The 12,521-nt window shown below is 45.6% G+C and carries 10 protein-coding genes; all 10 read left to right on the top strand.

Going from position 1 to position 12,521, the window contains the following annotated elements:
• Nucleotides 1-13 precede the first annotated feature (13 nt).
• Complete coding sequence (locus ACTNC6_RS10560) at nt 14-1,513, top strand: NAD(P)H-hydrate dehydratase (RefSeq protein ID WP_441044039.1); 1,500 nt, start codon at nt 14-16, stop codon at nt 1,511-1,513.
• Between the two features lie 80 nt (nt 1,514-1,593).
• Complete coding sequence (alr, locus tag ACTNC6_RS10555; protein WP_441034781.1) at nt 1,594-2,751, top strand: alanine racemase; 1,158 nt, start codon at nt 1,594-1,596, stop codon at nt 2,749-2,751.
• A 117-nt stretch (nt 2,752-2,868) separates the two neighbouring features.
• Nucleotides 2,869-3,216: a type II toxin-antitoxin system PemK/MazF family toxin gene (locus tag ACTNC6_RS10550; RefSeq protein WP_173742846.1), complete on the top strand. Its 348-nt coding sequence runs from the start codon at nt 2,869-2,871 to the stop codon at nt 3,214-3,216.
• A 93-nt stretch (nt 3,217-3,309) separates the two neighbouring features.
• Nucleotides 3,310-4,644: a hemolysin family protein gene (locus tag ACTNC6_RS10545; RefSeq protein ID WP_441044038.1), complete on the top strand. Its 1,335-nt coding sequence runs from the start codon at nt 3,310-3,312 to the stop codon at nt 4,642-4,644.
• A 48-nt stretch (nt 4,645-4,692) separates the two neighbouring features.
• Entirely contained in the window at nt 4,693-5,424 is a 732-nt protein-coding gene (locus tag ACTNC6_RS10540) for a YebC/PmpR family DNA-binding transcriptional regulator (protein ID WP_019161627.1), read from the top strand.
• A gap of 82 nt (nt 5,425-5,506) precedes the next feature.
• Complete coding sequence (locus ACTNC6_RS10535; protein ID WP_019161628.1) at nt 5,507-6,268, top strand: ClpP family protease; 762 nt, start codon at nt 5,507-5,509, stop codon at nt 6,266-6,268.
• 105 nt (nt 6,269-6,373) lie between these two features.
• Nucleotides 6,374-7,261: a sulfide/dihydroorotate dehydrogenase-like FAD/NAD-binding protein gene (locus ACTNC6_RS10530; protein ID WP_441044037.1), complete on the top strand. Its 888-nt coding sequence runs from the start codon at nt 6,374-6,376 to the stop codon at nt 7,259-7,261.
• Nucleotides 7,261-8,655: an NADPH-dependent glutamate synthase gene (gene gltA, locus ACTNC6_RS10525; protein WP_441044036.1), complete on the top strand. Its 1,395-nt coding sequence runs from the start codon at nt 7,261-7,263 to the stop codon at nt 8,653-8,655. Before ACTNC6_RS10530 ends, gltA begins: the two co-directional genes overlap by 1 nt.
• Nucleotides 8,656-8,817: 162 nt before the next feature.
• Nucleotides 8,818-9,696, top strand: coding sequence for an undecaprenyl-diphosphate phosphatase (locus ACTNC6_RS10520; RefSeq protein WP_441044035.1), 879 nt, complete (start codon nt 8,818-8,820; stop codon nt 9,694-9,696).
• A 100-nt stretch (nt 9,697-9,796) separates the two neighbouring features.
• Nucleotides 9,797-12,481 (top strand): DNA translocase FtsK 4TM domain-containing protein, encoded by a 2,685-nt coding sequence (locus ACTNC6_RS10515; protein ID WP_441044034.1) that lies wholly within the window; start codon nt 9,797-9,799, stop codon nt 12,479-12,481.
• The last annotated feature ends 40 nt before the right edge of the window (nt 12,482-12,521 follow it).

Here is a 12,521-nt window from a genome sequence, read left to right as displayed (position 1 = left end):
AGGAGGTGGCTGAATGAAACCTGTGGTAACAGCCGGTGAAATGAAAGGGCTGGACCGGAACACAATAGAATCTGCCGGGGTTCCGGGTATGGTACTTATGGAAAGAGCTGCACTGAAAACAGTGGAGGCTATGGAAAAATATCTGGGTAACAAGGATCGTGTACTGGTGGTGTGCGGAAATGGCAATAATGGCGGTGACGGGATGGCCATTGCCAGACTTCTCCATCTAAAGGGGATCAAAGTCGGGATTTATCTGGCCGGTCAGGAGGAGAAGCTGACAGACCAGGCCAGGCAGCAGCTGCAGATCGCCAAATATTATCAGGTACCTTTGGAGCATAACCTGCAGCCGGATGAATATACTATTATAGTAGATGCCCTTTTGGGGGTTGGTCTGTCCAGACCTGTAGAGGGCAGATATGCAGAAATCATCCACATGCTGAACCAGTCCGGGGCTTTCCGGGTGGCTGTGGATATTCCTTCCGGCATCAACGGAGATACAGGCCGGGAAATGGGGATCGGATTTCGGGCAGATCTTACAGTAACCTTTGCTTTTTGTAAAAGGGGGCTGTGCTTTTATCCGGGAAGAATGTATGCAGGAGAGCTGATCGTTGCAGATATAGGGATTTATGCAAATCCGGACAGAGATCCCTCTATGGCTTATCTGGAGAAAGAGGATCTGTCAATGCTGCCCTCCAGAATTCCCTGGGGAAACAAGGGAACTTTCGGAAAAGTGCTTCTGATAGCCGGCTCCCGCGGAATGTGCGGGGCTTCCTGCCTGAGCAGTGCTGCGGCACTCAGAGCTTCGGCAGGTATGGTGAAGGTTCAGACTGTGGAGGAGAACAGGATTCCTCTTCAGTCACAGCTTCCGGAGGTTATGGTTACCTGTAAGTTTAATGAGAAAAGCAATCAGGAAATACTGGACTGGTGCGATGTGCTTGTGATCGGACCTGGACTGGGGATGTCAGGAGAGAGCAGAGAAAGGGTACAGTGGTTCCTGTCTCATGCTGCCTGGTGTGGTAAGCCTGTGATCCTGGATGCAGATGGCCTGAATCTGCTGGCAGTACATGGAGAATGGAAGAAATATCTGGGAGAACAGGTAATTCTCACTCCCCATCTGGGAGAAATGAGCCGCCTGACCGGGAAAAGCATCGGTGAGATCCGGGAAAACCTGGCAGAGACTGCTTCCCTGTATGCAGAAGAGACTCATACAGTATGTGTCCTGAAGGATGCCTGTACAGTAGTGGCCTCTGAGAAAGGGGAACAATATCTGAATATGAGTGGTAATGCAGGCATGGCTACTGCTGGCAGCGGAGATGTATTAAGCGGTGTACTGGCAGGAGTTTTATGCATGTTTCTGGCAGCAGAAAAAAAGCCTGCTTATGGTCAGATGGCAGCGCTGGGAGTACTGATCCATGGACTGGCAGGAGATATGGCAGCTGAGAATGTGGGAGAAAGAGGCATGACTGCCAGGGATATTATCCGGTTTCTGCCTGAAGTGCTGAAGGTGCAGTAGAGGAAGAGATTTTGAGTGTCCGGAGTTTCTTTGATGGAATGTGGGACAGATAAAGAATACAAAAAGAGGAAGAGATTATTATGGAAAAATGTAACCGAGTAAAAGCAGTGATTTCTCTGGATGCAGTGGAGGAAAATTTCCGCCAGATGAGAAAAAATATTGCCAGTGACACAAAAATGATCGCTGTGATCAAGGCAAATGCTTATGGTCATGGCGCTGTGCAGATTGCCCATATGATAGAGGGTTATGATTATATCTGGGGATTTGCTGTTGCTACAGCAGAGGAGGCCATTGCTCTGAGAAAGGCAGGGATCACCAAGCCTGTCCTGATCCTGGGAATTATATTTGAGGAATTTTATCCTGAGCTGGTTTCTTATGATCTGCGCCCTGCTGTGTGTGAATATCAGGAGGCTGCAAAGCTTTCCGCAGAGGCTGTGTCTCAGGGAAAGACCATACATATTCATCTTGCGCTGGATACGGGTATGACCAGAATCGGTTTTGCCGATGAACCGTCAAGCGTGGAGGAAATCAAAAAAATCGCAGCACTTCCCGGGTTGGAGATTGAAGGAATGTTTACTCATTTTGCAAGGGCAGATGAGTATGACAGAAGTCCTGCCATGGTTCAGCTGAAGCGTTACCTGGATTTTTGCAGTCTGCTTTCAGAGGCAGGAATTGAGATTCCTCTGCGCCACTGCTCCAACAGTGCAGGTATTATCCGTATTCCGGAAGCAAATTTAAGCATTGTCAGAGCAGGAATTACAATCTATGGCATCTATCCTTCTGCTCAGGTGGAGAGGGATATTGTGAAATTGTCTCCGGTTTTGGAGTTAAAGAGCCATATTACATATGTAAAGGATGTACTTCCGGGCACGGCGATCAGCTATGGAGGAACCTATGTGGCAGACAGGAAGCTTCGTGTGGCAACAGTGCCGGTGGGCTATGCGGATGGTTACCCCAGACAGCTTTCTGGCAAAGGATGGGTTCTGGTCCATGGAAAGAAGGCACCAATCCTGGGCAGAGTCTGCATGGATCAGTTCATGATAGATGTGACAGAAATCCCGGATGCGAAGAAGGGAGACCAGGTTACATTGATCGGCAGAGACGGAGATGAATTTATCAGTATTGAGGAGATGGGTGATCTTTCCGGGCGTTTTTCCTATGAATTCGCCTGCGAGATCAGTGACAGGGTTCCCAGAGTCTATATAAAGGACGGAAAGGAAACCGAAAAATACAATTAAAGGTAAATGCCTTCTGGCGGCAGAGCCATAAAGGAAAATCAACCACGCATGTATACACAGGAGAAAGTTGGAAATACTTAAAGTAAAAATCCCAAACAGAATCGGAGTGTGAATTGTGTGGTAATTAAAAGAGGGGATATCTATTATGCGGATCTGCGGCCTGTAGTGGGGAGCGAACAGGGCGGGATCCGCCCGGTACTGATCATTCAGAATAATGTAGGGAACAGGCACAGTCCTACAGTGATCTGTGCTGCCATTACATCTAAAATGAATAAAGCAAAGCTTCCTACACATATAGAGATCGATGCAGTGAAGTATGGAATCGAGAAGGATTCTGTGATCCTGCTGGAACAGCTTCGTACCATAGATAAGCGAAGACTGAAGGATAAGGTCTGTCATCTGGATGATGCTATGCTTGATAAGGTAAACCATGCACTGGAGATCAGCCTGGAGCTCAGCTTCTGAAAAGACGTACTTATCGCTTGACGGATATGGGCGAAAGTGATATATTTTATCAGTAACTATGCGTTTTCTTTATAAAGGAGAAGGTTAAGCGTAATGGAAGACGGCAGTAGTATGCCCCTCTGGGGCGTATTTGTTTTGGTATTTCTGCTGTGGCTGAACGGCATTTTTTATGGGTTTGCGGCAGCAATGCGAAATATCAGTGAGAATGATACACAAAAGAAAGCGGACGAAGGAGACGAGAAAGCCAGGATGCTTCTGGAGCTGATCGACAGGCCGGCTCAGTTTGTCAATGCCATCCCTCTGATGGTCATGGCATCGGGAATTTGTTTTGGTGCTTTTCTGGTGCCATGGGCAGTGGCGGCTTTTCGTCCATACATACAGCATGCAGCGGCTCTTGTTCTGGTTCTGGCAGTATGTGTGATATTGCTTGCAGGACTTGGAATCCTTACTTTTCGCCGGGTGGGTACCTATCATCCGGAGAAATATGCATACCGTTATCTGAAGCTGGTGCATTTCTGGGTAATGGTGCTCAGGCCTTTTACTCTGTTTATCACCTGGATTGCCAGGCTGGCGGCTGTACCCTTTGGGGTAGAGCTGAACCGGACAGAGGCGGCGGTAACAGAGGAGGAGATTATTTCCATTGTGGATGAGGCCCATGAACAGGGCGTGATCCAGGAGAACGAAGCGGAGATGATCCAGAATATTATTTCCTTTAATGAGACAGAGGCCCATGATATTATGACCCACAGGACCAATGTGGTAGCCTTTGATCAGGAGGTTCTTCTGAAAAATATGATCGATACCATGCTGGAGGAGGGCAATTCCCGCTATCCGGTCTATGAGGAAAATATTGACAATATCAGGGGAATCGTTCATTATAAGGATGCACTGAAATTTATGACTCAGAATCCCTGGGCCAAATTTAAGCCCTTAAAGGAGCTGCCCGGAATCATCAGAGAGGCTTCACTGATTCCTGAGACCAGAAGTATCGGAGATCTTTTTCATACCATGCAGGCGAAAAAAATCCATATGGCCGTGGTAGTGGACGAATATGGACAGACTGCAGGAATTGTTACCATGGAGGATATTCTGGAGGAGATCGTAGGTGATATCCTGGATGAGTATGATGAGGATGAGGTTACCATCCGAGCTCAGAAGGATCACAGTCTGATCATTGACGGACTGGCTTGTCTGGAGGATGTGGAGGAAGAACTGGATATCGACTTTGGAGATGTGGAGTTTGAGACACTGAATGGATACCTTACCAGCTTTCTGGGGCATGTTCCCTCAAAGAAGGATGTTGATGTGGTCATTAAGGCAAATGGTTATATGTTTACCATTCTGTCTATCGGAAATAAGACTATCGGTAAGGTACGTGCCGAGAAGCTGGCAGAGGAAAAGAATCCGGCAGATAAAAATAATTCCTGAATACAGGAAGTGTAAATAAAAAAGTGTATAACAAAAGGAGAAAGTGAAATGTCAGGACATTCAAAATTTGCAAACATTAAGCATAAGAAAGAGAAAAACGATGCAAAGAAGGGAAAGATCTTTACAGTAATCGGCCGTGAGCTGGTTATGGCTGTGAAGGCAGGCGGCCCGGACCCAAATAACAACAGCAAGCTTCGTGATGTAATTGCGAAAGCAAAAGCCAACAACATGCCTAATGATACCATTGACCGTGGCATCAAAAAGGCTGCAGGTGCTGATTCTGCTGATAATTATGAGAAGGCTGTATATGAAGGCTACGGTCCAAACGGTGTTGCGATCATCGTTGAGACTCTGACAGATAACAAAAACCGTACAGCAGGTAACGTGCGTAATGCCTTTACAAAGGGTAACGGAAGTATTGGTACCCAGGGCTGTGTATCCTATATGTTCGACCAGAAGGGACAGATCATCATTGACAAAGAAGAATGTGAGATGGATGCTGATGAGATTATGATGCTTGCCCTGGATGCAGGTGCTGAGGATTTCAGCGAGGAAGAGGATAGCTATGAGGTTCTTACTGCTCCTGATGATTTTAGTACAGTCCGTGAAGCTCTGGATAAAGCAGGTCTGCCTATTGCAGAGGCACAGGTTGCCATGATCCCTCAGACTTATGTAGAGCTTACAGATGAGCAGGCTCTCAAGGATCTTCAGAGAACTCTGGATCTGCTGGATGATGACGATGATGTAACAGATTACTGGACAAACTGGGATGAGCAGTAAATCCTTTTAAACGCAGAAATGGTGTATAGTTTAGTATAAAAAAGGCAAAAATACCTCCAGAAAGAAAACTGGAGGTATTTTTATGTCTGAAAATAAATATGAAGTTAAAGAGGAAAATCAAAACGCCGGAGAGGAAGAAAACAGAAAACCGGAAAACCAGGAACAGGAAAACAATGCCCAGGAAAGTAAAAACCAGCAGATCAAGGAAATGGGACAGGCGGTTTTGAACGGAAATTCCCGCAATCATAAGGTTGAACTTCTGACTATCATCGGAGAAGTGGAAGGCCATGAGTCTGCACCCTCTCATTCCAAAACCACGAAATATGAGCATATACTTCCAAAACTTGCGATTATTGAGGATGATGAAGAAATAGAAGGATTACTGATCTTGCTTAATACAGTAGGAGGAGATGTGGAAGCAGGGCTTGCCATTGCAGAAATGATCGCATCCTTAAGTATTCCTACCGTATCATTGGTTCTTGGCGGGGGACATTCTATCGGAGTGCCTATGGCTGTCTCTGCAGATTATTCCTTTGTAGTACCAAGTGCCACTATGGTGATCCATCCGGTCCGTTCCAATGGTATGTTTATCGGAGTGGCGCAGACATACCGGAATATGGAAAAAATCCAGGACCGGATCACCACCTTTATTTCCGGCCATTCCCATATGACACAGAAGAGACTGGAGGAGCTGATGCTGGATACCTCCCAGTTGGTAAAAGATGTGGGAACCATGCTGGAAGGTCCTGAGGCAGTGAAAGAGGGATTGATCGATGAGGTGGGTGGTATCCGGGAAGCGCTGGGAAAGTTATATGAATTGATTGAAATGCAGAAGAAGGAATGAAGTCAAAAACTGAAAAAATCTTATATTGTTGGAAAAGAATACTTGCCATCTGACTTTTTTTGACGTATTATAATTGAAGGCTTATTATTTGCGAGGAGGAAAACCATGTATAAGATTTTAAAAGCTGAGACACTGGCCGCTAAAATTCATTTAATGGTTGTACATGCACCGCGTGTTGCAAGCCATTGCCAGCCAGGACAATTTATTATCGTTAAGTTAGATGAGAAGGGTGAGAGAATTCCTCTTACTATCTGTGACTACGACCGTGAAGAGGGTACAATTACCATTGTATTCCAGGAGATCGGTGTATCCACGATCAAGATGGCAGAATTAAAAGCCGGAGATTCTTTCCGCGATTTCGTAGGTCCTCTTGGATGTCCATCTGAATTTGTTCACAAAGATATTGAAGAATTAAAGAAAAAGAAAATGGTATTTGTTGCCGGCGGTGTTGGTACAGCACCTGTTTATCCACAGGTTAAATGGCTCCATGAGCATGGCATCACAGCAGATGTTATCCTTGGTTCCAAGACAAAGGATATGGTTATCCTTGAGAAGGAACTTGGCGAAGTTTCCAATCTGTATGTTACAACAGATGATGGTTCCTATGGACGTTCCGGTATGGTTACCAAGACTCTTGAGGATCTGGTAACAAATGAAGGCAAACATTATGATGTCTGTGTAGCCATCGGACCGATGATCATGATGAAATTTGTCTGTCTTCTTACCAAAAAGCTTGGCATTCATACAATTGTCAGCATGAACCCGATCATGGTTGACGGAACAGGTATGTGCGGAGCATGTCGTCTCCAGGTTGGTGATGAGATTAAATTTGCATGTGTAGACGGACCGGAATTCGACGGACATCTGGTTGATTTCGATCAGGCTATGAAGAGAAGTCAGATGTATAAGACAGAAGAGGGTCGTGCATTACTGAAGCTTCAGGAAGGCGATACCCATCACGGCGGATGCGGACATTGTGGAGGTGACGAGTAATGGCAGATGCAAAGATGTTAAAAAAAGTTCCTGTAAGAGAACAGGATCCGAAGGTACGTGCAACAAACTTTGAAGAAGTTTGTCTTGGATATAATCAGGAAGAAGCAATGGAAGAGGCACAGAGATGCTTAGGCTGCAAGAAACCCAAATGTGTAGAAGGCTGCCCGGTATCCATCAACATTCCTGGATTTATTGAACAGATCAAAGAAGGTAAGATTGAAGAAGCATACAAAGTAATCGGATTATCTTCTGCACTTCCGGCTATCTGCGGACGTGTATGTCCTCAGGAATCCCAGTGCGAAGGTAAATGTATCCGTGGAATCAAAGGGGAAGCCGTTTCTATCGGTAAACTGGAGAGATTTGTTGCTGACTATGCTCTGGAGCATGATATCAAACCTGCAGGAGCAGAGGTTAAGAACGGACATAAGGTTGCAGTAATCGGTTCCGGTCCTTCCGGACTTACCTGTGCAGGTGACCTTGCAAAAGCAGGTTATGATGTAACTGTATTCGAAGCTCTTCATGAACTTGGCGGCGTTCTTGTTTACGGTATTCCGGAGTTCCGTCTTCCGAAACAGAAGGTTGTTAAGAAAGAAATCGAAAAAGTTAAAGAATTAGGTGTTAAATTCGAAACTAACGTAGTAATCGGTAAATCTACAACTATCGATCAGCTGATCGAGGACGAAGGATTTGAAGCTGTGTTCATCGGATCAGGTGCCGGACTTCCAATGTTCATGGGTATCCCGGGTGAGAATGCAAGCGGTGTATTCTCTGCCAACGAATATCTTACAAGAAGCAACCTGATGAAAGCCTTTGATGAGTCTTATGACACACCGATCGCAGCTGGCAAGAAAGTAGCAGTTGTAGGCGGCGGTAACGTTGCTATGGATGCTGCAAGAACTGCTCTGAGACTTGGTGCTGAGGTACATATTGTATACAGAAGAAGTGAAGCAGAGCTTCCTGCACGAGCAGAGGAAGTTCATCACGCTAAGGAAGAGGGAATCATCTTCGATCTTCTTACAAACCCGAAGGAAATTCTTGTTGATGAGAATGGCCATGTAAAAGGTATGAAGGTTGTCAAGATGGAACTTGGTGAGCCGGATGCTTCCGGAAGACGTCGTCCGGTTGAAATCCCAGGATCTGAGTATGATATGGATGTAGATACAGTGATCATGTCTCTTGGTACTTCCCCGAACCCACTGATCTCTTCTACAACAAAGGGTCTTGAAGTGAATAAGAGAAGATGTATCGTTGCTGAAGAAGAAACAGGTAAGACATCCAAAGACGGTGTATATGCCGGTGGTGATGCTGTTACAGGTGCAGCTACTGTTATCCTTGCCATGGGTGCTGGTAAAGCAGGTGCCAAAGGTATCGATGAATATCTGAAAAATAAATAAAACCCGGTTCTTTGAACTGGACTGATACATATTCAGGCTCCTGTCTGCATAGAAATGCGGACAGGAGTTTTTGCTGTATTTTAGAGGCAGTTGTCAATTGAATATAGGTGTGCTATAATATGATATCAACGGATTTCGAATATAGGAAAAGGAAATACATTTATGATCGTTTTATATTTGATTTTAATGGCTGTAATCCAGGCGGTCACAGAATTTTTGCCGGTGAGCAGTCTGGGACATCTTGGAGTGATGGAGCATTTTCTGGGAATGGAACAGGATACAGGCCTTCTCATTGAGTCCATGCTGCATCTGGGTACAGCTGCAGCCATTATTTTTCTCTATAGGAATGAATTAAAGAGACTGCTTTTTGAAGCTGTGGGAATGCTTATGGATGCCATTGGTAATCTAAATCTGTACATTCATAACAGGCGGACAGGAAACAACTTAAAATATGCCAGGATCGTAACAGGATCCTATCGTAAGTTCGCGGCACTTTTGCTTGTATCTATGATTCCTACCGCATTACTGGGTATCAGCTCCAGAAGACTGGCAGTTGTGGCGGGAGCCTCTCCTATCTGTCAGGGAATTGGTTTTCTGATCTCAGGAATTATCCTTCTGGTGACAGATCTGAATAATTCCGGCGGCGAGAAGGGCCCCCGTGAAGCGTCCTGGGACAGTGCCATGTGGATTGGAATTTGTCAGGGGCTTTCTGTATTTCCGGGGATTTCCAGGCTGGGGCTGACTGTATGTGCAGCTCTGCTGTGCGGATACAGCCGTAAATTTGCCCTGCTTTTTTCGATTTTTATGAGTTTACCGGCTGTGATCGGGGCGTTCTTTACGGAAATAGGATATTTTGGTGCGCCCAGTATGACAGTTGGAATGATTTTTGCCAGCATTTTTGCAATGCTCCTGGCGGGGGTGGCAGGATGTCTGGTGATCCGTTTTATGGTTCAGCTTGTGCAGAAAACAAAGTTTCGGTATTTTGCAGTTTATTCGTTTGCCATTGGTGTGATCGTTTTGCTGTGTAATTATGCCTTTTGACCGGATCAGGTGAGCTCTGTGTTCGATTTACAAAAAGTGATAATCAGTGGGCGAAGACAGTAACAAAAAACAGTAACATAATTAGGAGGGGAGCCTGGAAATGGCAGCATCTAACAGGAAACGTACAGTAAAAAAGGGGAAAAACAGCAGAGGAGCTGCATCCAGGCAGGAGACAGCAGGGTTTCAGACAGAGATTATTTTATTTGTGATCCTGGCAGCCTGTGTGATCCTTCTGGTCAGCAATTTCGGAATGGGAGGCTTTGTAGGGGATGCCATCAGTCATTTCTGCTTTGGACTGATGGGAATGATGGCATATCTTTTTCCTGTCATTTTCTTTGTAGGGGCAGCCTTTATTCTGATCAATAAAACTAACCGTCTGGCATACAAAAAAATGGCAGCAGTTTTTGTGATGTTTCTTTTTATGTGTGCAACAGCACAGCTTCTCACGGACGGATACATGTCAGGCACTACTTTAATGGATTATTTTAATTTAAGTGCTGATTATAAAACCGGTGGAGGATTGATTGGCGGAGCACTCTGTATTTCAATTACATCTGCCTTTGGTACAGCAGGAGGGATAGTAATCATTATTCTGGTGTATATTGTATGCCTGATCATCATTACTCAGAGATCCCTTCTTGACTTTGTCACCATGCTGGTGATCCGGATTCTTGATCTGATTAAGAACGGTCGTGCCCAGTATATGGAGGGACAACCGGAGAGACAGATTCGCCGTCAGGTTCGTGCGCAACAGAGAAAACAGCTTCGTGAGGAACGCAGAGAGGAAAAAATCCGGAGGCTGGAAGAGGAGATTGCAGCTGAAGGAGAGGAAGAGGAGGACTTTCTTGACAATGAGGAGGACTTCTTGCTAGACCCAAAAGAAGCAAAGAATATGAAAAAAGCCGGATTTCTGGAAGGTACCAGACTGACAGAGCCGAAATCTCAGAAAAATAAGAAGAAGTCAGGGAAGCCATCAAAGAAAGCTGCGGTTTCTGCGATTGCAGATGAGCCAGATAATCTTTCAGATGTGTCGGAAGAAATGGATGAAGTTCAGCCGGAGGAGAATGAAGAATTCTCTCCTGCTATGGATTTCCAGATTCAGAGAGCGGATGAACTGACAGATGTTCCGGCAGATGATAAAGAAAATATAGAAGAAAATACAGAAGACGATACAGAAAGTGATGCAGAAGAGGAAGAAGTGCCCCCTTTTCAGCCGGAGAAGGCTCAGCGGCAGCCTTCGAAGAATCCGAAATCTTCTGAAGCAGAGATTCAGAACGGCATTGTAAGTATACAGCACGAGATCAGCCAGAAGGAAGCCGCTGAGAAAAAAGAATACAGATTTCCACCTCTTAACCTGCTGAAAAGAGGCAGCGGAAAATCCCAGGGAGATACGGATGCCCATTTGCGTAAAACTGCCCAGAAGCTGCAGGAGGTTCTTCACAATTTCGGAGTAAATGTGACAGTGACAAATGTAAGCTGTGGTCCTACTGTAACCAGGTATGAGCTTCAGCCGGAAATGGGGGTTAAGGTCAGCAAGATCGTAGGTCTGGCAGATGATATCAAGCTGAATCTGGCTACCCCTGACATCCGTATCGAGGCGCCTATTCCCGGCAAAGCAGCTGTGGGAATTGAGGTGCCCAATAAGGAAAACAGTACGGTCATGCTCCGCGATCTCCTTCAGTCAGAGGAATTTCAGAAAGCAAAATCCAGACTTTCTTTTGCTGTAGGTAAGGATATTGCAGGCAAAACAGTTGTAACAGATATTGCAAAAATGCCTCATCTTCTCATCGCCGGTGCCACAGGCTCCGGTAAATCCGTATGTATTAATACTTTGATCGTCAGCATTTTGTACAAGGCGAAGCCTGAAGAAGTGAAGCTGATCATGATCGACCCCAAGGTGGTAGAGCTTAGTGTATATAATGGAATTCCTCATCTGTTTATTCCGGTAGTCACAGATCCGAAGAAAGCGGCAGGAGCGTTGAACTGGGCTGTTACAGAAATGACAAACCGATATAATACCTTTGCGGAGTACGGAGTCCGTAATCTTTCCGAATATAATCGTAAGATTGAAACCATGCATTTCACAGAAGAGCAGTCCCGACCGGATAAAATGCCTCAGATCGTAATCATTGTAGACGAGCTGGCAGATCTTATGATGGTAGCACCCGGTGAAGTGGAGGATGCCATCTGCCGTCTGGCCCAGCTGGCCCGTGCGGCAGGCATCCATCTGATCATTGCTACCCAGAGACCTTCCGTAAATGTTATTACAGGTCTGATCAAGGCGAATATGCCTTCCAGAATTGCTTTTTCTGTATCATCGGGAGTGGATTCCCGCACCATTCTGGATATGAATGGGGCAGAGAAGCTTCTGGGTAAGGGAGATATGCTTTTTTATCCTCAGGGATATCAGAAGCCTGCCAGATTACAGGGAGCTTTTGTATCGGATGAGGAGGTCAGCCAGGTGGTTGAGTTCCTGGCAGATAAAAATCCTGGAGTACAGTATGACCAGCAGATTGAGCAGCAGGTGAATTCTCCTGGGGCAGCAGTCGGCGGAGCCGGTGAAGACAGGGATGTACACTTTGAGGAAGCCGGAAAGTTTATTATTGAGAAGGAGAAAGCTTCCATAGGCATGCTTCAGCGAATGTTTAAGATAGGATTTAACAGAGCAGCCAGGATCATGGATCAGCTCTGTGATGCAGGAGTAGTAGGACCTGAGGAGGGAACCAAGCCCAGAAAAGTGCTTATGTCTATGGAACAGTTTGAAAATTATATAGAGAACAATTAAGGGGTTACTGCCTGCTTTGTGCGCAGTAACATGGATAATA

The organism is Blautia sp. HCP3S3_C4 (assembly GCF_052064095.1).
Lineage (GTDB): Bacteria > Bacillota > Clostridia > Lachnospirales > Lachnospiraceae > Blautia_A.
Note: the sequence above shows the minus strand (reverse complement) of the source record. Positions and strands in the feature narration are given on the sequence as shown.

Excerpts from the sequence above, each read along its gene's own strand:
- ACTNC6_RS10560 (WP_441044039.1), top strand. The coding sequence starts at position 14 with ATGAAACCTGTGGTAACAGCCGGTGAAATGAAAGGGCTGGACCGGAAC.
- ACTNC6_RS10515 (WP_441044034.1), top strand. The coding sequence starts at position 9,797 with ATGGCAGCATCTAACAGGAAACGTACAGTAAAAAAGGGGAAAAACAGC.
- ACTNC6_RS10535 (WP_019161628.1), top strand. The coding sequence starts at position 5,507 with ATGTCTGAAAATAAATATGAAGTTAAAGAGGAAAATCAAAACGCCGGA.
- ACTNC6_RS10520 (WP_441044035.1), top strand. The coding sequence starts at position 8,818 with ATGATCGTTTTATATTTGATTTTAATGGCTGTAATCCAGGCGGTCACA.
- ACTNC6_RS10545 (WP_441044038.1), top strand. The coding sequence starts at position 3,310 with ATGGAAGACGGCAGTAGTATGCCCCTCTGGGGCGTATTTGTTTTGGTA.
- ACTNC6_RS10540 (WP_019161627.1), top strand. The coding sequence starts at position 4,693 with ATGTCAGGACATTCAAAATTTGCAAACATTAAGCATAAGAAAGAGAAA.
- alr (WP_441034781.1), top strand. The coding sequence starts at position 1,594 with ATGGAAAAATGTAACCGAGTAAAAGCAGTGATTTCTCTGGATGCAGTG.
- gltA (WP_441044036.1), top strand. The coding sequence starts at position 7,261 with ATGGCAGATGCAAAGATGTTAAAAAAAGTTCCTGTAAGAGAACAGGAT.
- ACTNC6_RS10530 (WP_441044037.1), top strand. The coding sequence starts at position 6,374 with ATGTATAAGATTTTAAAAGCTGAGACACTGGCCGCTAAAATTCATTTA.